Raw genomic sequence first — 23,910 nt, forward strand, 5'->3', positions numbered from 1 at the left:
ATTGATATTACTTACTATCTATACAATGTGAAGTGACCCATATATTCACGAGCATCTTCACCATCTTCGTGAGTCTTCAAGACGTACCAGTAGTCACCCGCAGGTAATTCTTTACCGTCGTAACGTCCATCCCATTTTTGTCCTGAACGCAACGTTGTGATATAACGTCCATAGCGGTCGTAGATATCTACAGTTAAGTTTGGATAACTGCGGAATCTATCAGGATCCCAGCCATCGTTGCTACCATCATCGTTCGGTGTAAAGAAGTTAGGTGGTACTGACTTCATAAACTCTTTCTCGATGAGCAAGTCAGCTTCACAACCATTTGCATCTTGTACGGTAACGGTTACCACTTTGTATACTCTTCCGTTCACTATTCGACTGGTTGGGTCGGTAGGTTTAAGAGTGTACTCATTGCTTCCGTTTTCATAGCTTCCGTTGAAGTAGTAAGTGTAAGGTGGATTACCGCCTCTTGCTTCTACTTTTATGAGGTTCAATTCGCGTGGGTCAGTCTTGTCTTTCAATTCTAATCCTGGGTAACGTTCTATGTCAAAACGCTCTGCAAGAGTTTCTTGACAAGTAGAAGCTACACCTGCTCCGCGATAGAACACGGTAATATATTGGTTTGTGCCTGGTTCAATAGGAGCTGTCTTAGCTCTATTGCCGTCAAACGTTTCAAATGGTCTCGCATCACGTACATCAGTACTATTGATAGCATAGCTTGTATTGCTTCTTGTGAGCCCACCGTCCAAGTTATTGAACGTTAGCATCAAGTAGCCTGTCGTCCAAGTAGTAGATACGGTAGAACAGTTAAAGCCTTTTTCAAACGTAGCATTGATGCTTGGTGCAGCAGCTACTGTTATTTCTAAGGTTTGTGAACAGATGCCAGAGTCACCGTATTCTAATTGGTATCTACCTGGTGCTATTCCTGTCCTTGATACTACTGTACCTGTTGCTACACTGCTTGAAGTTCCTATCACATTACCTGATGGGTCTTTCAAAGTATAGTTATATGGTGCACGTCCACCTGTGAATCGGAAGCTGAGAGCTCCGTCATTAGTGCCATAGCAAGTTTCAGTAACGGTGCTTGCGTGAGCTACCAACTGTTCAGGTTCTATAATGGTAAAGGTACGTTCTACTTCACAACCTATCACATTGTCTTTCACCTTCACAATATACTGTCCTCTTGGCAAGTCAGTAAACTTATTAGTTCCGTCAAAGTTGCCTGCTTGTGGCGTGATAGTAAATGTATAGCTACCTGTACCACCTGTGGTCTCATAAGTAATTGTACCATCATTCACACCGTAACAACTCATATCAGTTTTTGTAGACGATACTGTGAGACTTGTATAAGCTTCTACATCCACTGTTATAGTACGTGTACAACCGTTGTTATGTGCTATAGTAACAGTGTGAGTACCTGGGGTTACTACAAATCGTCCTGAAGCTTGTGGTGCTCCTCCATCTATGCGGTATGAAACATATCCTGCATATTCTGGATTAGACGAAGCTACAACTGTGTTCACTACTGTATTGTTACCACAACTGTACTCTACGGTAGCGGTAGCTTGTAAGTCTACCCCTTCCTCAATTGTCACTGATACCTCAGTAGTACAGCTTCTCGCATCTTTCACATAGATAGTGTAGGTACCAGAGGCTAATCCTGTATAAAGGGTCTTGCCTACTGTCCAAGTTACATTATCTATTGATGTGCTATAAGAAGCAGTTCCTCCACTGATTGTGATAGATACTGTACCGTCATTACCTCCTTTACATACCTCATCAGTTTTCTTATCTAATGCTGCTACTAATAAAGTAGGTTCTTTGATTTCAAAGGTAGTATCGGTATAGCAACCATTCTCATCTTGAGCTCTTACAATATAGTTACCTCTTGCTAACTTAGTAAAGTAACCACTGTCTACAAATCGGTCTAATCGTGGACTGATAGCGTAAAGTATTCTACCTGTACCTCCTGTTACTGTTACCGAGATAGTACCATCGGCTTCACCGTTACAGCTAATATCAGTACTTGCAGTCGCTACTGAAAGCGGTCCTGCTTCTCCTATATTTATAACTGTACTGGTTTCTACGCAATCTACACTAATCACTTCCACTTGGTAAGTGCCTGATAACAATCCGCCAAACGCCCAGTCAGTAGCGTTTTCTTGGGTAGCAGTAGCTGTTTGTGCTACACCTCCTTTGTACAATTTGTATTGGTAGTTACCCAAAGCACCTGTAGCTGAGAAAGTAATCTTAGCGGTACTATCACCATTACACTTCACATATGCCTCAGAAGTATCTACGTGTAATTGTAATGGTTGTAATACTTCTATCGTTATCTTGTTAGACAACTTCGATTGACAACCGTGACTGTCTATCACATAGAACTCGTATTCTCCTACATTTGCTTGAGTACTATTTCCTGCGAGGGTCGTAGTGGTTGTACCGTTGGTTACCATATAGTAAGTATAACCTGGGGTACCTCCCGTTGCAGTGATAGAAATAGTAGCTTGTTGCAAGCAAGTAAGCGGTCTTACAATTGAGGCGGTTACCTTCATTTCATTAGGTTCGTCAATAGTTACTGGCAAAGTAACATCACAACCCCAACCGTCTATAATCTTCACATTATATGAACCTGCATATAGGTTAGTGAAGGTAGTGCTGGTTTGTGCACCTCCTATTTGGTCACCTCCTACATTCCACAATTCATAAGCGTAATTACCGCTACCACCTGTTGGGCTCATCACTGTAATTACCCCTGTTCTATCGTTGAAACAGTTCAAAACAGTAGTTGCTGATATAGTTGCCGAAATAGGTGTTGGTGGTGCCATTACTACATTAGTAGCTGTGGTACATCCGCCTTCATCTAATACTTCCACCGTATAGGTATTGGCAGTCAATCCTTCAAATAAGGTAGTCGTAGTGTAAGTACCATAAGTAGCGTGAGGAGTAGCTCCTACTAACAATCGGTATTGGTAATTACCCCAACCGCCTGTTACGTCTATACTAAAGGCTCCCTTATTGTCATTAGGTTCACAAGTGATGCGGTTTGTAATAGTAGGACTCACTGTTAAAGCTTGTGTAGGTCCTGAAACCATTACTGAAGTAGTGGTTACCGTACAGAACGGCGATTGTGTTTCCACTACTCTTATCACATATGTTCCTGAGGCTAATCCTGTGATGATCTCTCTTCTCTCAGTAGCCGCGTTAGCAAGTACTGTACCCGCTATTCCTATTGGAGCTAAGGTAGTCGCATCAAGAACTTGATAGTTGTAATCTCCTTGATAACCTTTTATAGTAAGAGTAATTTCACCATCATTACCTCCTACACACGATACTGGTTTAGTTTGTCTTGCTGTTGCTTCAATTTCACTAAAGTCTATCACAGTGTGTGATGCTGTAGCATAACAATCTGTTTCAAGATCTATTACTTTTATTTCATAGTAACCTGGTGTATCGAAGCCTATGTTAGCTGTATTCACTCCTGCAGTAAGCGTTTGTGTGCTTGGTATAGCCACTCCTGCTCCCGTAGAGGTTACTTCTATACGATATCCTTTGTTATTACCTCCGTTGATAGTTAAGGTAATGCTTTCGGTAGCGTTACAGCTTATTTGGCTTGTTCTATTAACATCGATGCTTGTAATACGTTTCAATGGTGGTATTACTAATGGGTTCGCACTGTTATCAGCTTGACAACCGTTCGCATCGCGTATATATACTATTACTGTTTGAGTGTGGGTACCATTGCTGGCGACACTGTACACTCCTGTATTATTTATCCAACCCGAAGTTGTAGAAGCTACACCGTCAAACACCTCAAAGTTGAAGGTGTATGAGCCGGTTCCTCCGTCACCTACCACTTGAATGATAGCTTGCTGTGCATTATTATCAGTATCACACTTGAAGTGTGTAGTTACCGCTGTACTGCTTACTACCAATGCTTTTGGTTCACCTATAGTGATTACCTCAGTTGCGGTACAGTTACGTGAAGAGGTAAGCGTTACTGTATATACACCTGCTGGCATTGCGTCAAACTCAATATCCTTAGGTGTTACGTTCACCGTTTCACTGCGGAGAGCTCCTCCTGCTCCTACAATATTTATCTGGTAATCGGTTTGTGTTTGTGTACCTGGTATAGTAATCACAAGGCGTCCGTTGCTTGCACCGTGACAAGTTACTGCCGTGGTAGTGTAAGTAAAGCTTACTGGCATAGCATCGGTTACGTCTATATCAGCACCTGTTACAGTGGCACAACCTGTAGTAAGGTCAGCAATTGATACTTTATAAACTCCTACACCCACATTTGTAAATATACCTGTGTTATTGCTTACTGGAGTACCTCCTGCATTATTAGTTAATGTATAACGCAAGTTATTTGAACCTCCTTGATGAGTTACTGATAAGGTAGCTCCTGATGTACCAGCTCCTGCACAAGTAATTTGCTTGATAAATACCACTCCTATACTTGCTCTGTCAATTGGGTCATACAAGGTTACCGATTGAGTAAGGGTAGCTGTACAACCCCAAGTATCACTAATTGCCACTTGGTAAGTGCCAGCTCCTAAGCCTGTAAATGCAGTGCTTGTTTGGGCATCTCCTTGCAATACACCATTTCTGATGAGTTGGAATGTATAATTGCTTCCTTCACCTCCTGTTACATTCTGTACAGTTATTTCTCCTGAGTTAGGTGTACAGTTTTGTGCTGTAATAGATAAGGTACCTGTAATGGTATTAGGATTAGCAAGTATAACTGTTGAGCTAAGGGTTACCATACAACCTCCTCTATCGCGTATCGCTACGTGATAAGTGCCTGCTGTTAAGCCTGTAAACACATTGGTGTCTGACCATACTGCACTTGCTGGCGTTGGTGGCGTTGTACTTACGTAGTACTGATAACCTCCCCAACCACCTGTGGCATTGGTAATCTCTATCTGACCGTCGTCATAGTTTGGTGCACTCGTACAAGTTATAGACTGAACACTAATGCTTGCTGTAAGAGCTACATCAGCTTCTGATATATCAAAGGTATAAGTTTGTACGCAACCTGTACCACTGCTTGTCACGGTCATTGTGTAGGTAGCTGGTGCTAAGCCTGTAATTGTAAAGGTAGGATTAGCTCCTGATACCGCTGGTACCGTAGGTGGTGTTACCCCTCCTGATGCTACCAAGTTCACAGCGTAGTTGTGTGAGCTTACGGTATTACTCAATGTAAAGGTAGCTATACCATCGTTATTACCTTTACAAGTAACATTCCTAATTTGTGGATTCACAATGCGGAACGTATTAGGGTCTGGTGATACGTACAACGCTTTCACCACACAATCTGTACCTGCGTGACCTATCCAGAACGTATAAGTTTGGTTAGGATTTACTGAGAACACATTATTCGCTGTCCAAGGTGCTCCTGCACTTGGTGGTACAGTAGGCTGGTTAGCTCCCATATAGTAACGCAACTCACTTTGTGTAAGTGGTGGCATACCTGGTGCAGCTGTTATATTCACTCTCACTTGTATTGGAGCGTTACAAGTTGGTGTGCCTTGTACCGTTACACTCACTTGTTCTGGGTCTAACGCTTCAAATGGTTTAATTATTTGGGTAGTGGTAGTAGCACAACCATTCATATCGGTAGCTGTGATAGTTACTACTCCTCCGCGAATATCTCCCACTGTGAAAGTATTGCCTGTACTTGTGATAGTACCTGCAGGACTTGTATATACAAATTCTACTGTATATGGTGCTGTTCCTCCAGTAATAGCTCCATTAGGTACGCTAATCGTAGCTTGCTGTGCTGTACCATTCGCTGTACAAGCAAACTGCTGTGTTACAATTTGTGTACTGCTAATAGTTACAGGATTAGGTTCTGCTACTGTTACTGTATATACTGCTTGACAACCATTAGCGTCCACTGTGATGGTATATACCCCTGCTTTCAAGTTACTGTAAGTTCTTGTTGCAGCTGTCCAAACAGGTGAAGAACCTGCCGGACCTACAATAGGTACATTCGTATAGTTAAAGGTTCCTATAGTTGCATTCTTCTCAGTGATATAAATCTCACCGTCATTACCACCACTACAAGTTACCGATTTCACTGCCGTTTCTATCTGTGGCAATTCTGCTGGCAACACAGTGATAGTTTTAGTAAAGGTGTTGCAACCTGCTGAGGCGTTAACATCAGTTACTGTTACGGTGTAAATACCTGCTGTATTAATATTGTTTACTACAGCTTCATATTTACCTGCTACTTGTGGGATAGCAGTAGAAGGTACACTATAACCTGCAGGACCTGTAATAGCATAAGTGTAATTACCTGTTCCTCTATCTACTTTTATTGTGATTTCGGCATTACCTGTCGCACCACAACCTAAGGCTTTAGTAAGCGATGCTTCAGCCTCTAAGTTTGCGGTAACAGTATAGGTAAGTGTTGCAATACAGCCTGTAGCTTTATCGCGGATTTGCAAGTCATAAGTACCTGCTACCAAGTTGCCAAATGTAGGACTTGCTTGGTAATCTAATCCACCGTCTATTGAGTACTCATAATCGTTGAGCTCTGCTCCTGTAGCCGAAGTACCCGAAGCTGCTGGTGCTTTTGCTTGTGGTTCAATAGTCAAGCTGATAGAACCATTCTCACAACCCATTAAGGTAGCCTTGTTAATCTTAGGTGCTGGTTGTACTGTAAGAGTGTGCGTACCAAGGTCTGCACTACAACCAAATTGGTCTTCCATTGTCAATCTCACAGCAAATGAGTATGGCAATGCTGGGTTCACAGGCATTGGAGGGGTTGCAATATTATCCTTGATAATTTGTACTCTCGAGTTACCTGTTTCTATTGGCACTGTAAAGGTTACCCCTGGTGTTACTGCAGTTACTTTATAAGTATAAGTACCGCCACCTCCTGATGGGTTCAACACTTCTAACACACCGTTCTTATCACAAGTAATTTGCGTACTTGCTGATACAGTAGCAGTAAGAGTGCCTAACTCTCTGATATGAGCATCTCGGCTTCCCCAATGGCAAGAACCTTCACTCACTACTACATAGTAAGTATTGTTAGGTGCTAAGTTATAAGGACCTGCTGGCATAATATTTGTAGCTTCTCCCCCTGGTGCTGGCATTATAGCAGTACCATTGGTAATAGGCGTTCCTAAACCAGCTCCTGATGTTTTTTCATATAATATCCAAGTAATAGTAGAACCCACTGTTGTACCTGAAGTATAGTTAGCACTTCTCACTATTCTAAAGGTTGCTTGACCTTGACCTCCGTTACAAGCTGGTTTTGGTGAAACAATCACTGTCATTGCTGGAGTGGCTACATTACTGTAAATATCACCAGTGAAATTAGCAATACAACCATTGTCATCCATTACTTCAAAGTTATAAGTTCTTCCTACTATCAATCCTGTAAATACGTGTGTCCTTGAAGTAGAAGGCGTAGGTGTTTCCCAAGCTCCCTCATTTACTCTAAACTTAAACGGAGCTTTACCTGTTCCGTTGGCTATAGTAACAGTTGCTGTAAAGTAAGGAGTACCTGCTGCTGTACAGTTAAATTCAAACTTACCTATATCGGTAGTTACACTTACTCCGCCTAACGGACTTGGTACTACGTGAGCCGTAGCATTTGTACTACAAATGTTAGCTCCTCCTAATGCCGGACGATTAGCCAAACGCAAGTTAATTGTCTTACCTGCCTCAGTAACCCCTGTAATAGGTGCTAAATCAAATGAATTTGTTGGCATTGGGTGCCAATTAGCTCCATTATCATAACTGAAGTAAATTCGGTTACCACCTGCGGTATAAGCATCCCATACATTTTGTGGTATTCTAATAGTAAGTGGTAATGCCCCCGTACTTCCTGTGGTACAAGTAGCTGTACTTGCTAAACTGATACTTGCAGTAAGCGCTGGCATATCTTGCAAGGTAACATTTTTGCTTGTGCTACAACCGTAACGGTCGGTTACTGTTATAGAATAAGCACCTGCTACCAAGTTGTCTATTGTATAAGTATTCGTTGCAATACCTGTGAAAGTAGCAATTACTGGCGTACCTACATTACCGTAACGTACGGTAAAGTTACCATCACCGGTAATGTTCTTCACTACTATCTTACCAGTTCCTGAACCCTGACAGGTAGGAGTTACGGTTTCAGTATCGAAGGCAACTGCTGGTGCTTTGCGTACACCCACTTCGTGACGTTTCACACAACGGTCAGATTTCACAAATACGGTATAGGTTTGTACTGAACCTGTAATAGTAGGAACGGGGAAGCTATTGGTAGTTCCAAAAGTACCTGCTGTAACAGTAGCTACTGAACCTGGCATAAAGGCATAAGTATAATTACCATCACCACCCGTTGCTGTTACTTCTATCTTACCTTGCACGCAACTTTCGTTAGTTACTTTCACGCTGGTGTTCAAAGTAGGACGAATTACAATACTTTGTACTGCGCTACAACCGTATTGGTCAGTAACGGTTACTCTATAATTTCCTTGTGTGAGTCCTGTAAAGCTATGATTAGTTACTCCTGCGCCTAAGGTTACTTCAGCACCATTGTTCAATTTCACTTTGTAACCACCGTTACCTGTGTTTATTTTCACAGTTACCTCTCCTGTATTGCCTCCTTCATAGCAATCAGTAGCCGAAAGAGTAAAGCTTACGGTTTGTGGGGTAGGTATATTCAAGTTGCTTCCTAAATTGGTAACACAACCATTTTTATCAGTTACTCTGAAAGTAGCTGCTCCTGTCTCTACACTATTAAACACATTACTACTTTGAGGTCCTGCCTTCACTGTACCTCCTATGAGATACTCATAAGTGTAAGGAGCTACTCCACCATTTGCTGTAAGTGTCACACGTGCCTTACTATTATTAGAACACATAGCAGGCTGTGTGATAGTAGCCGTAAGAGTGAGTTTATTAGGTTCTGTAATAGTTACTGTTTGAGTAGCTTTACAATTACCATTATGGAAAAATTCTACAAGGTGTGTACGTGCGGTCAAGCCGGTTATCTCAAAGGTAGTCGCATTAGTATCAGTTGTCCAACCTGCACCAGAACCGTGAGGGCTTCCATTCAACCGCACGTGATAAGTACCACCATTCAAGTTTTCTATCTTAAAGGTAGCTTTACCAGTATTGCCTCCTTGACAAGCTACATTGGTTTGGCTTACTACACTGGCTCTAAATTCTTTGCCTTGTGGTACAATTACTTGTTTGGTAATTTCCATAGGACAAGCCTTAGGTTCTTGATATACATAAATATCATCTACTAAGAAGTCGCAACCCCAATTAGCCCACGCATTGGTACGTATTTCTATGCGTATAGAGGATTCTGTTACATTTAACTCACCCGCAAAACGTATCCAGTTATTAGGGTTTGTGTGGTCTGCCAATGGACCTGATTGCTGACTTGCTAAGGTTGCATTTGTAGCTTTTGAAACAATACGTATCTCAACATTTGGTGCAGTTGCTCCACGACCAGGCATAAATAGATTGTAAAGATACATCTCGAATTTAACCTTTTTAGTAGTATCAATATCATTTACATCTTTATAATATAAAACGTCTTGAGCTTTTACATTTCCAACATCTACAATAAAGAAACGATCATTCGTTACCCCCGAACGTGGGTTCGGTATTGTCCAAATAGGTCCGCTTGGACTTGTATTCCCAAATATTAGAAAACCTGAATTTCTATTTCCTACTACATATTTACCAGGACCTCCTGCTGTGGTAGCATTAGGCCAACATTGTAAATTAGGCGAAACATTAGAAATACAAGTGTCTCCTCCAAATCCAAAATCTTCTTTTAATAAAATACTTGAAGCTGGTGGATTTGCATCTTTATATTTAATGGTTACCGTATAAGTACCTGGTGCCAAACCTGTAAAGGTAGCTGTAGCTCCTGTAAGAGTTCTACCATTTATTATATATTCGTAATTATAGGTAGTAGGTGTACCTGTAAATACTACGGTAGCATTACCATTACAGTCATAACTTGTGATAGTGTAAGTAGTTCCCGTAGGAGCTGGTATTCTCGGAGGTACAGTAACTTGTAAAGCTAATTCACAACCCTTAGCATCTTTCACATATACAGTGTGTGTACCTGCAGGTAAATAGCCTATTGGTGTACCTTGATAATTACCTCCAAATTTATATTGGTAAGGGGGTGTACCACCTGTTACGTTGGTGATACGCACTTGAGCTTTGTCTTTATTAGCTCCTGTGGTTTCACAACCTATGAGTTCAGAAACTCCTGCAAAACCTTTCAAAGCTTCAGCGGGTTGTGTAACGGCTACGGTTTGAGTAGCCTCACAGTTATTAGCATCTACTACTTTTACTATGTAGTTAGCTTTAGCAGGAAGGTTATTAAATACTTTTTGAGCCCCCGTACCTTTGTTTACACCATCTAAGAAAATAGTGTAAGGAGGTTTTCCTCCTGTTACAGTTACCGAAATAGTACCATTATTAGTGCCATAACAGCTTATAGCACTAGCTACTGCATTGAGCGTAGGATTTGTTTTGGCAGCTATGGTAACATTAGCACTCACCTTGCATCCTTTGGCATCACTTATTTCAATAGTATAAGTGCCTGGAGTGGCAGTTTCATAGGTAGCTGTATTACCTGCCATTGAGGTAGTATTTTGTACAATATTTCCTGCTTTTTTCACTACAAAAGTATAAGGTGCATAACCATCTTTTACTTTTATCTCTACTTTGGCATTGGCAGCCGCCCCTGGGTGACAAGAAATATCTTTGGTTACCATTGAAGCAGCAGGAGTAATAATAGTAATAGGTTTTTTAATTTCTACGCTATATGTAGCCTTACAACCATATTTATCAATTACAGTAAAAATATGAGTTCCTACACTCAGATTATTAAAGATATAAGTATTAGTATTTTGGGTTGCCTTGATTACCCCATCGAGTTGGAAAGTATAAGGAGCATTGCTGCCTCCTCCTGCTATATTCACTTGTACTTCCACTTTGGCAGGCGTACCCCCTGTTGTACAGTAGTTATTATTAGCAGGATTGGTAGTGCCTGTAAGGGTAATAGCATTGGCTGCTGTAATAGTAAAGTTCACATCTTTTTTACAACCGTTAGCGTCTTCTACTTCTATACGATAAGCTCCCACGCTGGTAATACTAAACTGTGGTGCTACTTGGGTAGTAATTACGGTAGCTCCTTTATACAAGGTATACTTATAAGTTCCTGTACCTCCCGATGCAGTTACTCTGGCAGTAGCTACAGCTGGGCTACAACCCAAAACAGTATCACCTGAGTAAGTAAGTGTAAGTGCCGTAGGGTTACTAACATTAAATGTACGTGTTACCTCACAATTAGGATTATTTTGTTCTGCACGTATCTTCACTGTGTGAGCTCCTGCAGGTATGTTATTCCATCTGAAAGGATTACCTGTAGTGGCTACAAAACTACCTGTGTTATCTTTTTGTACGTAATAGGTAGAAGGCTCATTCTTCAAACCTATTTGGTAACTACCTTGTTCACCGTTACATTTAGGTTGTGTAACTTTTTCGGTGGCAGGGTCTGCTCCAAAAGCCTTGTCGTTAGCAATCGTTACTGTAGTAGTATAAGTGAAATGACAAGCTTCTGGCTCTTGGTAAAGGTAGATATCGTCCATTGCCAAGTCGTTACCATTGGTTACCAAGCTGAAAGAACGTATCACCGCAATAAGCTCGGTGTGAGTACCTGGGTTCAGTGCTCGTTGAAATAGCGTCCAGTCATTAGGTCCTGAACTTCCTTTAATGCGTGGATTAATACGTACTGAAACAAGTGGAGTCTGTGCATCTACCGCAGCTTGGTTAGCGTAAAGTTCTATTGCCAAATCTGGCGCACCACCAGGGTAACGAGGGTCTTTATCTCCTAATAAGTTCATCAAGTATACCGAGAAATTCACTTCTTTGCCTGCAATCAAATCCTTAATAGGTCGTTGGTATAAAATTGCTCCTTCAGTTCCCAATACATTACCAATGTTTACAAAGAACATACGACCATTGGCTAATTTTGTATGATCATTAGGTTGCCACCAAGCTCCATTATTAGGTTTTAGTCTTTGTGATACTACGTATTCACCATCAGCTAACGAAAGTCCTTCAGGATTGCCACCTGTCCAAGGTTGTCCATATCCGTTCTTAGGCATTGAACCATCTTGTAATTCAAGATAATATTTCTTATTGATATATTCATTACCTCCGTTGCGTCCTGTACCAAAATCTTCAAAGAAAAGTACGTTCTTGGTAGGAGGATTGGTATCTTTATATTCAATAGTAATGGTGTGTACTCCTGGGGTAAGATTGCTGAAATTGTTGCCGGGCACAGGTCTACCATCTACATAGTATTTGTATTCATAGTTGTTTTTGTTATTTCCAATAGAAATAGAACCGCGTCCTTGACAATCATAAGTAATTTGTGAAGGAGTAAAAGTAGGTTCTGGAATTCTTGGGTCTACCGTTACTCGTATGTTCTCACGAGTACAACCTATGGCATCGCGTACTGCCATATTATAGGTACCTGGTGCCAACCATTTTTGGGTTTTAGTTGTCCAATTGCCGTCGCCAAAGTTAAATTCATAAGGTTTTTGCCCGCCTTGTACATTCGAGAAGCGTACCAAAGCCTTATCTTCATTAACTCCTGTGCCACAACCTACCAATTTTTCTACCCCTGCTGAGGCAATAAGGTTGCCCCCCACAAAAGTAGGAATAGCAATAGTAGTACCTGTTAGGGTACACAAAGAACCCGCTCCTCCAATACCATAACGCAATACAGGGGTATAGCTTCTTCCCGTTTGTAAGTTCGGGAAGTCTCGTCCTGATTGGAAGTTCACTCCGTCTATACTGTATTGTAATACGTTATAGCTGGAAGCATTAGTAGGTTCATTAATAGTTATCTTTGCTTTATCACCACAGTTTTGTACGGTATAGTTGGCTGTGATAGCAGGTGTAGGCAAGGTATTTACAGTAGCCGAAGCTTCAGCAATACAGCCGTTGTCGTCTATCACCTTAAAGTTTTTCACCCCTGCAGTAGTAAAGGTAAAGTCGTAATAACTATTTGCGAAGTTATTTTGGTAGGAAGCTCCTCCATCGTTACTATAGCCATAGCCATTAGGTCTGTTAGTCTTTCCTCCCTCAGCAGTTACACGCACTATAGCACTACCACAGCTCAAGTGTCGCAATACCGAAGCCGTAGCTTTAAGGTCTGGCACTTTATCAATACGCACACTAGTAGTAAATTTACAACCATCTGGGCTCGTTACCTCTATATAGTAATTACCAGCAGTAAACTGGTTAGTAATATTTAAGTCGGTAGTATTGGTAACCGTAGTATAAGCCACTCCACCTGTAGCGTTGTTATTACGAATAGTATAAGTAAAAGGTGGATAAGGGTTACCACTAAGTTGTACGCGTATACCTCCCTTGCTGGTGCTGCAAGCCATAGGTGTAACGCTGGCAGTCATCGCAGGAGTTCGTTTGTTTATTTGTATTGATTTTTCAAAAATACAAGGTTGTGTAGTAATGGTAGTAGTAAGTACTTGGCGTACGTACACGGTATAGTTGTCTGGAGTTACTATATCAAATACATTACTGCTTTGATAGCTTTTCACCCAACTAGTAGAACCTGTTTTCTTCAAACCGTATTCATATCCTGCTGGCACCCCATTCACAGTAATACTACCGTTTTTATTACAAATAAGATCACGACCTACCAATTGTGGGTCTACATTGTTTTTGGTAATACGGAAATAGTAATAAGGTGACACACAGTTACCATAAGTAACTACCAAACGGTAAACGCCTTCATCGCGCAAAGTAATATTGCCACTGTTGCCTACATCTGTCCAATTACAATTGTAGTTGTCGTTAGAAGGCGGACATTCTTTGCTTAGGGTTGGTGGCAAAGCTCCACAAGCCCCCATCTTTTGCCATTGGTAAGCTGTAGCTCCTGTAATTTTAAGACTCACAGGCACCGTTGCGCTTCCTCCACACAAATACACTTGTGGATACTCAGTACCCCCTGTATCAGCACAGATGTACACTTCCCCGTTCAGCTTTCCTTGTGAAAGTAAATCTTTAATAGGGTGTACCGCATTGGCATAGGCATTAGGGTTCACAGTGTGCTCTTCGTACATAGTAGCACAGCCGGCTTTGGTTTTAGTCACTTTGTAAACACCTGGTTCACTAACTACTAAAGTGCGTGAGTTACCTCCTATGGTTCCTCCGCCTACTTTTTCCCATTTGTAAGAGTCGAAGTTAGCTCCAGCCTCTAAGGTAACAGTGCGCTCGCACAATACCGTGGTGGCTTTAAACATACAGTTAGTAAAATCAAGGTTTACAATAAAGTTAGAAGGTCCCTCTACCCCACCGTTACAAGCAGAAAACTCAGTATTGAAACTGCCCGCTGTTAGGGTTGTACCCGTTGGGTCTGACACTCCTTTATAGCTTGCCGAAGCTCTGTTCTGCACTACGTTAGAGCAAGCATCACGCCATTTGTTACAGTCATTTACTACTTTTATACCAAAAGAAAGCTCTTGTACAGCACTTCCTTTTTTCACTAAGTTAGCAGGAATTTTAAAAGTAAGTCTACGAGACGTTGCTACATAAGTATATGTTACCCCCGAAGGTACTGAAATATTCGCATTTGTAGCGTCAAAATCTTGTAAGTTTACGGGAAGTATATCAGTAATTTCTACGTCCTTTGCATCGTCATTCCCTATATTTTGGAAACGTATTTTATAACGTAACGACTGACCCATTTGCACATTTTGCCCTGTAATATCGGCACCTGCACTGCTGAGCACGCGTTTTTCCATTACAATATGAGGTGCTATCACTTCCACGTTAAAAGCAAACATAAAAGGATAGTAAGCATCTTGGTTCGAAAACGGTCTAAAAGAGGTAGAAGTATCGTTGTTAGTTAAAAAAGTTTTACCACTGTTAGCTAACTCAAAAATCCCCGCATCAAACCCTAATAAGTTGGTTGAAGCAGGTTTACGATTAGGATTAATACCGTTTTCATTAGTGATAGTACTGTTAAAGAAGTTATAATCAGGACGATCAGGTGCTGTAAGAGCTTCGTAAACACCATCTTTTCTCCTCATTCTAAGCTGGTCTCCTTCAATTCCTAACTCACCTTCCAAAGCAGCAAAGCCTATCTTAGCTTTTACAGGTCCGGTAGGTACCGTTTTAAACCCTGAAATGTCAATAGTAGGATTATTATATTTATTCACTACTGAAAAACCGTCAAACACAGTTATATTACGGGCTTCACGAGTCAAGTCCTCATATACTATTACAAGCGTCCAACCAGCGGCATAACCTACCCCTGTTTTTTCATTACCTTTGGGTGCTTGTATATTCCCTACAGTATAGGTATTAGCAATAATACCATTGAGATAATTGGTCACCTCAGCACGGTATACATAGGCACGTTGTGCATTAGAATTATCATTATTATTAGAACTCACTATATCATAACCGTCATACACACGTTCCCCTACCAAATCATTATAAGCTCCCGAACCTACTTTAAATTTTACGTTCGCAAACTTACTTCTCTCTAAGCGAGGATTCGTTTGGTTATTGAGTCGTTCTTGGGTATAAGCAGCTGCCCAATAGAGATACGCCCTCACCACCTTTTTACAAGTAGATGCAGGATTAGGGTCAAGCACAGTTGCTGAGCTAGAGTTAAACACCCCCGACTCAGGCACCACATTGATATACTTCATCTCAATGCGTGAATTATCACCGTGTGTACCCGTATAGTCATTATTAGGGTTAGCTTGAGGACTGAGAATTGTATTCCCAACCACAATCATATCCCCTCTTACGGTACCTTGATAGCGAACACCAAAGTTTACGTAATTCTGCCCAAAGGCAACTGAGAGGGTTGCCCAAAAGAAACATTGTAATAGTAATAACTTTTTCATATCGAAGTTATGTTTGTATTTATGCTACTGCCCTATAGCAATAGTGAAATTATTAATATCGTTGCTTGAAATCCTATAATATATAAAGGTGTAATCTCCCTACTTTGTATAATAGTTACACCTCTCTCTTCAAACGCAAAAGTAATATATTTATTTTATATAATATACTCTACACAAATATTTAACGTTATTTAACACCTCACTACACAAACTAAATTACTTTTTTACACATCAAATACATTGTAAGTCAATATATAACACCTCCTATACGCCACTGCTGTGAATTTTGTATTCTGTTAAATAAAAAGGCATTTTATTAAGAGTTTTTTCTCCGTTCTCTCCCTCAAAAAAGGAAAAACACTACACGGTATAACTGTGTAGGTTTTCTTTCTGGTGCAAAGATACAACAAATTTTCCTTATTTCGTCACTTGCTAATTTCCAAATTATTCTTACCTTTGCGCCCGATAAACAAATTAAAACACAATGGTTTTACCTATTATTGCTTATGGCGATCCCGTGCTCAAAAAGGTAGCTGACGATATTACCCCCGATTACCCTAATCTTAAAGCCTTGATTGCTAATATGTACGATACTATGAATGCCGCTTATGGCGTAGGACTTGCCGCTCCTCAGGTAGGACTCTCCATCCGCCTGTTTGTGGTTGATGCTGCCCCTTTTGCCGATGATGACGACCTAACAGAAGAAGAACAAACGTTCTTAAAGGGCTTCAAAAAAACTTTTATCAATGCTAAAATAGTAGAAGAGACAGGCGATATTTGGAACTTCAACGAAGGTTGCCTCAGTATACCCGGCGTACGAGAAGACGTGAACCGGCACAAGCAAATCACTATTGAATACTTCGATGAGGACTTTAACAAGCAAAAACTTACCATTGGTGGACTTGCGGCTCGCATCATTCAGCACGAATACGACCATATCGAAGGCATTCTATTTACCGATAAACTCTCCTCTTTCAAACGCCAACTTATCAAAAGTAAGCTCACTAACATCAGTAAAGGAAAAGTGAAAGTAGACTACCGTATGAAGTTTTTCGATGTCAAAAACAAACGATAATATACTACCGTCACTACTTTCCCCCTTTGGAGGTTGTCCGCGAGAGCGGAATAAGTGAATAGAGGGAGGTTTTAATAGATTTTTAATACTTATACAATTATTGACCGTCACTAATCCCCCCTTTGGAGATAGCCAGCGAGGGCTCACAGCTGGGTATGTGCACTGCGAGAGCAGAGTATGTGAATAGGGGAAGGTTCTTAACATAATACACTCATAACTTTTTAACTCATAACTCTTAACTAAATACAATGAATCTAACAAAAGTATTAGCCATTTCTGGCAAACCCGGTTTATACCATTTAGAAACTCAAACCCGTTCTGGTTTCTTAGCCACTTCTTTAGCCGATGACAAGCGCATATCGGTAGGCATTCGCAACAACGTGAGCCTATTATCCGAAATCGCTATCTATACCTTAGAGAAAGAAGTTCCTCTCACCGAAGTTTTTACCAATATGAAGAACTTAGAGAAGGGAAAAGAAGCCCGCATCTCTCCAAAATCCGACGGAGCAACACTCGAAGATTACTTTTCACAAGTGCTCCCTGATTACGACCGCGACCGTGTATATGCCAGTGATATAAAGAAAATTATCCAATGGTATAACCTCCTATTAGCCAAAGGATTCTTAGAAGAAGACCCTCAAGAAGAGAACACCGAAAGCTAATTCACAGTACAATCACCTTTTACTTTGCCAAAGTTTTAACTGCTTGTCGTGCTACGACTGCTTGTCGCGCTGCAACCTTTGGCAAAGTTTTTTGTATCACTACATTCCCCCTCTTCGAGGTGTCCGCGAGAGCGGAGTATGTGAATAGGGGGAGGTCTATATTCATCAATAACAAAAAAAGAGAACAATATTGATATTGTTCTCTTTTTTGCTTTTTAAAAACAACTATGAAGCAAAGCTATTTCGCTTCTTCTGTACTATCCACAAGCACCTGTCCACGGTAGTATAATTTACCTTCGTGCCAGTGTGCGCGGTGATACAAGTGGTTTTCACCAGTTGTCGGATCTTTTGCTATTTGAGGAACTACCGCTACGTCGTGAGTTCTTCTTTTATCTCTTCTCGTTTTTGATTGTCGTCTCTTAGGATGTGCCATTACTTAATTCTTTATATTAGTTATCTGTTATTAAATTCTTTAAACTCTCCCAACGCGGGTCTATAGTCACCGCGCTGTCGTGCTCTCTTGGGGCAAGAGCTTCCAACTTATCTAATACTACCGAGTGCATTGTCCCATTCAAAACATCAGGGTGTACACGCTTAGCAGGGATTGACAACACAATAAGCTCATATATATATTGTGCCACATTCAGCTGGTGTTCTCCGTGAGGAAGTATCAAAATTTCTTCATCGTCATCATTGTATTCTTCACCAAACTTCACCACCAAAAAAAGTGAACCTTCTACTGCCAAATCAAAAGGCTCATTAGATACATCACAATTCACATTCACAGTGCCTGTATTGTGAAAATGCAATTCCAACAAGTTGCTCTTTTTGTCCAAATCAACCATTACTTGCTGATGAATATCATTCACCTCGTCAAAATTAAACAGTTGTAAAAAGGCTTTGTCAATCTCATAAACAAATTGATGTTTCCCCTGTTTTAAGCCCGCAAAAGAAATATCGTATTCTTTTAACTTTCTCATTCTCTACAAGTTTAGTAATCAATTGTTCATTTTTCAAGGTGCAAAGATACAACTTTATTTTTATATACAAACTTTTTATCTCACTTTTTTATCATATACACATCATATCCTCCCAAAAATTCCACTTCCCAGCAAGCAATTCCCTCTTTCTCAACCTCTCTATTTTCAACTTACCTTCATCTTATCTTCACTTTTCCGTCGCTACAATTCCCCCTTTGGAGGGGGTTAGGGGGATGTTTTCTTCGTCATTCGCCCTCATCATTCGTTCCTCGCCCGTCGCAATTCTCTTCCTCTCCTTGGGAGAGGGCTGGGGTGAGGATTTCTTTTCTTTCGTATCGAAACCCTATTTTTGGCATTATTGGCATTATTGTATTACAGTATGAATCAATTACTTATATACCCTTTGTATAACAATCGTCCAAGATTCGTATAAGCTTCCTATAAGCTTTGTATAAGCTAACCGTACCCTCCCAATAACCTTTTATCATCAAAATACTGCTCAAACACCTTTCTATATTTTTCATTTTCCTTCGATGATTCTAAAAACTTCACTACCTGTCTGAGTTATCCACCCTCCCGTCCGACTCGTCCGAAAAGTCTAATCTCCAAATTTCCAAATTTTCTAATTCTCCCCCTGTCCGTGTAGCTCGCACCGTGCTACAACCTTTACCAAAGTTGATTATCGGTATTATTGGCATTATTGGCATTATTGGCATTATCGGTATTATTGGTATTATCAGTATTATTGGCATTTTTTGTGTTTTTAGTAGTTTGAACATTATTAATATTTTAGGTGTTATTAGCTTTATTCCTCATTCTCTCTTTCCCTTTAAAAATAAGGGTTCAGAGAGAATTTCCACTCCTTTTTTACCCCTTCAAAAAAAGGACACTCCTTAATCTTTTGTTAAATTTTTAAGAGAAATTGTTTTTTTATATGAAATAATTGTTTTAACTTTGCCCGATGAATAAGCGATTATACATACTCGCAGTAGTGCTCATAAGCCTTTCTCTTGTAGGGATTGTTGCCATACAAGGATATTGGATTAAATCAGCTATTGATGATAAAGAAGAGGCTTTCACTTATTCTATTCAACAGGTTCTCAACACAGTAGCCAAACAAATAGAGCAAGACGAAGTCGATAAATACGTAGCACAAATTATCTATTTGCGAGAAAATGATAGTACCTTGAAACTCAAAGACAGTCACTTGCGAGAGTTTATTTATGTACAAGAAAATAAAGTTAGCAAAGAAACGTTCATATATAAACACGGCATTTTAGAGGAAGATTACACCTTAGCATCAAATTTGCGCAACCCAGTACTCATCGATGATTTGAAACTCTCCGATTCTTTTACCTTAAAGAACTATACAAACAGAGAAAGTTTTCAGCATATCAACAGAGGTAATAATATAGATAACAAACAGTTGCCTATCATAAAAGCCTACGAAAAGCTAAGTGAATTACCCGAGATTGAACGCTTAATGATAGAAGAATCTTTTAAGAGTATCATAAGGCAACAAACCATTAGCGAACGAGTGTCCGTAAGCCAAATAAACACACTCTTAGAGCAGAAACTCAAAAAAAGAGGCTTGAATTTACCTTTCGAGTTTGCCGTGTATAACCGCAATATCTTATCGAAGATACACTCTAAGTACTTTGACCCTAATGAAACTAAGGAATACCGCACCTTGCTTTTTGGAGGCAATAGCTCCGATGATTCAGTATATGAATTAGCAGTAGTATTCCCTCAGCGCGAGCGCTATGTACTATCATCAGTAATAGGGGTAGCAACCCTATCAGTAGTATTTTTACTAATAGTTATAGGTGTGTTTGTGGTTACCTTCCACCAGCTCATCACTCAGCGTCGCATTTCCGAAATCAAAACTGATTTCATCAATAATATGACGCACGAGTTCAAAACACCTATTGCCACTATGAACTTAGTGCTCGACAGTCTCAAAACACCTGTTGCCCTGCACGACCCTGAGAAAATAAAAGGATATGTAAAAATACTCAAACAGGAAAACAAGCGAATGCTGGCTCAGGTAGAAAACATTTTGCAAATATCACGTCTCGAAAAAGGAAACTTGCATTTAGAGAGAGAACCCTTGGACGTGCACGAACTTATAAGCAATGCCATAGGGCACCTACAAGTAATGCTCGACGAACGTGGAGGCGTATTGCGCACTCACTTTTTGGCAGAAAACGGCGATGTATCAGCAAACAAATCACACCTTACTAATGTATTTGTGAATGTGATTGAAAATGCTATCAAATACTCACCTAATGCCCCCGAAATAGACATTTATACTGAAAATATAAAGAATAAAATACTAATACGTGTAAAAGACAGAGGGCAAGGAATGAGCAGGCAGGCTATGAAACACGTATTTACCAAGTTTTATAGAGAACATACTGGCGATTTACACAACGTAAAAGGACACGGGTTAGGGCTTGCTTACGTGAAAAGTATTGTAGAATACCATCAAGGAAGCATCAATGTAGAAAGCGAAAAAGGAAAAGGTAGTACCTTTTTTATCAAATTGCCAGTAATATAATCTGAGTACTTAACAATTCAATTCATAATTGCCTAAAACAATAAAAAGATGAATACAGACGGAAACTATTACAGTTCAAATGCTTCTACAGATAATAAACACATTCTCTTAGTAGAAGATGACCCTAACTTTGGCACTGTTCTAAAGGACTATTTAGTAATGAGTGGCTTTGATGTTACTTTGGCCAAAAACGGTATGGAAGGCTTCGAAAAGTTTAAGAAAGAAACATATGATATGTGTATCTTAGACGTGATGATGCCTTATAAAGACGGATTTACCTTAGCAAGAGAAATTCGTGAGAAAGATGAGAAAATACCTATTATCTTTCTTACAGCTCGTACAATGCGTGAAGACGTGATAAAAGGCTATCGCTCAGGAGCCGATGACTACCTAAACAAACCCTTTGACTCCGAAATCTTGTTGATGAAAATACGTTCAATATTGCAACGTAAAAACATCGAAACAATGGTAGACGACAATAAGTTTGAATTCGAAATAGGAAAGTTCTTCCTCAACACCAAATTGCGTATTCTTAAATACAAAGACGAAGAACCCGTGAAACTCTCTCCTAAAGAAAACGAACTTTTGCGCCTGCTCGCTCTACATACCGATGATTTTATGTCGCGTGAGTTAGCCCTTTCCAAAATATGGAAAGACGACAACTATTTCACCTCTCGCAGTATGGACGTATATATCGCAAAACTGCGTAAGCTCTTAAAAAAGGACGATAAGGTAGAAATCCTAAATATTCACGGCGAAGGCTTCCGCCTGGTAGCCAATAAAGAAGAAGACGAATTTATCTAAGCAAAGTAACACCCTATTTCTTGCATATTCAAAAAATAGTTGTACCTTTGCCCCCGATTTTAAGATTTATCGTTTAACTAAATAAAAAAATACACACGAAGAAATGACCTATATCAAGTTACATATCGCAACCGTATTACCTTTTGCAAAGGTAACGCTTCGTGGCGTATCCGCTTGATTAGAATAATAGTACAATATATAGACGAGCCCGAAGCACCCCGCTTCGGGCTTTTTTTATTGCCTGCCGTGCTACGCTCTTTGGCTAAGTTGAATTTCTAAATTTCAGTCCTTTTGGAAGTATATTTTGTAGGGGCAAAGTCAGCGAGCTGGCGTAGCTGAGTATATTTTGTTTAGGTCTTCAACAGGTATTTTTTGCCAGTTAAGCCGTTCATCTTGCACTTTGCAACGCATTATTTCTTCTGCCGAAGCATAATCGTCAATCGCATTGGCTTCACTGAGTCCTATCCCCTTATCAAGAGTTACCCCTGCAAAAGCCTCTTCAATCTCTTTGATAAGTTGTTTTTTGTCTATCATATTCTAATAAGTAAATCTTCGTAATCACAAGTAGCAATCGTTGCTACGCCTTGCTGTCAAGATAAGTCAATAGGTAGCTTACTTGTATTCGATTTGAATCAACTCAGATTATTCCTTTAGACTATCAAAATTAATATTAAATTTCTTATCCACTTTTATAAGTATTAGAAGTAGCCATATCTATTAGACAATAAAAACCTATATAGAATAAAATACTGATGAGCATAAGTACAAAAGCTATTATAGAAATTGTAAACTCTTTTCTTTTCCCCTTATCCTTTAATTGTATAATAATTTGATACATAAGAAATAAAGGAAATAGTACATAAGCAGTAAAAAAAATAGTTCCACATATGACTTCTATAGCATTTATGTTATAAAAATCCTGATAAAAAAAATATGTTCCTACTATTATTGGGGCAAAAATAACTGATAATAAACACCAAATACTAAAATATAACTGAGATTTCTTTTTCATTTTATAGTTGTTTCATTAGTTGCTGAATTATAAAAAATATCTTTATGCCCTTCTTCTATCAATTCATCTTGTATATTATTAGGAGAAATAGTCGCTACTAATTTTTCTGTACTATCTGTAATGTATACTTTGTATGACTTTTCTTTATCTCCTTTTTCAACTTTTAGATTTGCCATAATCTGAAATGCTTTATAATGCTTACTAATTGGTTTTTAATTTAATTAAGATTTACGGGACAAATGTAGTAATTTTTTGTGTACGTCGTATGCTTTTTTATTTCTTAAACAACTTCACTAACCCGAGAATTGGCAATCCCACTACTATGGCAAGGATGAGCACTACAAAAGCAATATAAAGTGCAATGATTAGTACGACAAATCCTAACAATTTATTATAATCATTGACTTTGATTACTTTATCAATGGTGGCGTTCACAAGTCTCGAATGTATGATGCTATTTATGTACTGCATTTTCAGGATTTAGATGAAGTCAGACATTAAGTATTAATAGACACGAACACCATTCGTAATTATTTCAATATCTGTAATTTACCTTTCATAAAGTGATAGGCTCGCAGGTCTGCACTACCTAAGCGGTAAGTGCTCACACTGTCATCTTCCAAGACGTGCTTTTGAATATCCGTAACTTTTTCAAAATCAACATTAAGTAAATAGTATAGTATTCAGCCATTAATAAACGACAAAGATAGAAAGAAATTATCAAATTAGCAAATTAACAGATAAGTAAATTAGGCGCTACTTGCCAGTCGTTAGCCCTCAAATAGTTACTTTTGCCCCATAAAAGTCTCTTCTTAGGTTTAAGCCATCTTCATCATTCCTTAATCTTTTATTCGTCTTTTATTCGTCTTTTATTCGTCTTTT

At 39.6% G+C, this 23,910-nt stretch carries 12 protein-coding genes; 5 read left to right on the forward strand and 7 right to left on the reverse strand.

Features of this window, described 5'->3' with window-relative positions:
- Positions 1 to 14: 14 nt before the first annotated feature.
- Complete coding sequence (locus tag RCZ04_RS00040; RefSeq protein WP_460483885.1) at positions 15 to 15,935, reverse strand: T9SS type B sorting domain-containing protein; 15,921 nt, start codon at positions 15,933 to 15,935, stop codon at positions 15 to 17.
- A 484-nt stretch (positions 15,936 to 16,419) separates the two neighbouring features.
- Here RCZ04_RS00040 and def point away from each other — a divergent pair, with 484 nt between their 5' ends.
- Together def and RCZ04_RS00050 are read left to right on the forward strand one after the other, a co-directional pair.
- On the forward strand, positions 16,420 to 17,010 hold the full coding sequence (def, locus tag RCZ04_RS00045; protein WP_460483886.1) for a peptide deformylase: 591 nt from the start codon (positions 16,420 to 16,422) through the stop codon (positions 17,008 to 17,010).
- Positions 17,011 to 17,258: 248 nt separating this feature from the next.
- Positions 17,259 to 17,672 carry a DUF5606 family protein gene (locus RCZ04_RS00050; protein ID WP_460483887.1) on the forward strand — a complete coding sequence of 138 codons (414 nt, stop codon included), beginning with the start codon at positions 17,259 to 17,261 and terminating at the stop codon, positions 17,670 to 17,672.
- A 238-nt stretch (positions 17,673 to 17,910) separates the two neighbouring features.
- Here the strand turns inward: RCZ04_RS00050 and rpmF are convergent, their stop codons facing one another.
- Positions 17,911 to 18,105, reverse strand: coding sequence for a 50S ribosomal protein L32 (rpmF, locus tag RCZ04_RS00055; RefSeq protein WP_002673108.1), 195 nt, complete (start codon positions 18,103 to 18,105; stop codon positions 17,911 to 17,913).
- A 16-nt stretch (positions 18,106 to 18,121) separates the two neighbouring features.
- Positions 18,122 to 18,652 carry a YceD family protein gene (locus RCZ04_RS00060; protein ID WP_460483888.1) on the reverse strand — a complete coding sequence of 177 codons (531 nt, stop codon included), beginning with the start codon at positions 18,650 to 18,652 and terminating at the stop codon, positions 18,122 to 18,124.
- Positions 18,653 to 19,327: 675 nt separating this feature from the next.
- Here RCZ04_RS00060 and RCZ04_RS00065 point away from each other — a divergent pair.
- The 3 genes from RCZ04_RS00065 to RCZ04_RS00075 all read left to right on the forward strand — a co-directional run bounded on the left by RCZ04_RS00065 (position 19,328) and on the right by RCZ04_RS00075 (position 22,016).
- Entirely contained in the window at positions 19,328 to 19,549 is a 222-nt protein-coding gene (locus tag RCZ04_RS00065) for a hypothetical protein (RefSeq protein ID WP_460483889.1), read from the forward strand.
- A 64-nt stretch (positions 19,550 to 19,613) separates the two neighbouring features.
- A complete protein-coding gene (locus tag RCZ04_RS00070; RefSeq protein WP_460483890.1) occupies positions 19,614 to 21,212 on the forward strand; it encodes a sensor histidine kinase in 1,599 nt (532 codons plus the stop codon).
- Positions 21,213 to 21,260: 48 nt separating this feature from the next.
- On the forward strand, positions 21,261 to 22,016 hold the full coding sequence (locus RCZ04_RS00075) for a response regulator transcription factor (protein WP_460483891.1): 756 nt from the start codon (positions 21,261 to 21,263) through the stop codon (positions 22,014 to 22,016).
- Between the two features lie 318 nt (positions 22,017 to 22,334).
- Here the strand turns inward: RCZ04_RS00075 and RCZ04_RS00080 are convergent, their stop codons facing one another.
- The 4 genes from RCZ04_RS00080 to RCZ04_RS00095 all read right to left on the reverse strand — a co-directional run bounded on the left by RCZ04_RS00080 (position 22,335) and on the right by RCZ04_RS00095 (position 23,499).
- On the reverse strand, positions 22,335 to 22,550 hold the full coding sequence (locus RCZ04_RS00080) for a DUF6714 family protein (protein ID WP_460483892.1): 216 nt from the start codon (positions 22,548 to 22,550) through the stop codon (positions 22,335 to 22,337).
- Positions 22,551 to 22,695: 145 nt separating this feature from the next.
- Positions 22,696 to 23,028: a hypothetical protein gene (locus tag RCZ04_RS00085; protein ID WP_460483893.1), complete on the reverse strand. Its 333-nt coding sequence runs from the start codon at positions 23,026 to 23,028 to the stop codon at positions 22,696 to 22,698.
- The gene (locus RCZ04_RS00090) at positions 23,025 to 23,204 is read right to left on the reverse strand and encodes a hypothetical protein (protein ID WP_460483894.1); all 180 of its coding nucleotides are present in this window, start codon (positions 23,202 to 23,204) and stop codon (positions 23,025 to 23,027) included. Before RCZ04_RS00090 ends, RCZ04_RS00085 begins: the two co-directional genes overlap by 4 nt.
- A gap of 97 nt (positions 23,205 to 23,301) precedes the next feature.
- A complete protein-coding gene (locus tag RCZ04_RS00095; RefSeq protein ID WP_460483895.1) occupies positions 23,302 to 23,499 on the reverse strand; it encodes a hypothetical protein in 198 nt (65 codons plus the stop codon).
- Positions 23,500 to 23,910: the final 411 nt, after the last annotated feature.

This window comes from Capnocytophaga sp. HP1101, from assembly GCF_054772415.1.

Excerpts from the sequence above, each read along its gene's own strand:
- rpmF (WP_002673108.1), bottom strand. The coding sequence starts at position 18,105 with ATGGCACATCCTAAGAGACGACAATCAAAAACGAGAAGAGATAAAAGA.
- RCZ04_RS00080 (WP_460483892.1), bottom strand. The coding sequence starts at position 22,550 with ATGATAGACAAAAAACAACTTATCAAAGAGATTGAAGAGGCTTTTGCA.
- RCZ04_RS00050 (WP_460483887.1), top strand. The coding sequence starts at position 17,259 with ATGAATCTAACAAAAGTATTAGCCATTTCTGGCAAACCCGGTTTATAC.
- RCZ04_RS00060 (WP_460483888.1), bottom strand. The coding sequence starts at position 18,652 with ATGAGAAAGTTAAAAGAATACGATATTTCTTTTGCGGGCTTAAAACAG.
- RCZ04_RS00075 (WP_460483891.1), top strand. The coding sequence starts at position 21,261 with ATGAATACAGACGGAAACTATTACAGTTCAAATGCTTCTACAGATAAT.
- RCZ04_RS00095 (WP_460483895.1), bottom strand. The coding sequence starts at position 23,499 with ATGCAGTACATAAATAGCATCATACATTCGAGACTTGTGAACGCCACC.
- def (WP_460483886.1), top strand. The coding sequence starts at position 16,420 with ATGGTTTTACCTATTATTGCTTATGGCGATCCCGTGCTCAAAAAGGTA.
- RCZ04_RS00070 (WP_460483890.1), top strand. The coding sequence starts at position 19,614 with ATGAATAAGCGATTATACATACTCGCAGTAGTGCTCATAAGCCTTTCT.
- RCZ04_RS00040 (WP_460483885.1), bottom strand. The coding sequence starts at position 15,935 with ATGAAAAAGTTATTACTATTACAATGTTTCTTTTGGGCAACCCTCTCA.
- RCZ04_RS00085 (WP_460483893.1), bottom strand. The coding sequence starts at position 23,028 with ATGAAAAAGAAATCTCAGTTATATTTTAGTATTTGGTGTTTATTATCA.
- RCZ04_RS00090 (WP_460483894.1), bottom strand. The coding sequence starts at position 23,204 with ATGGCAAATCTAAAAGTTGAAAAAGGAGATAAAGAAAAGTCATACAAA.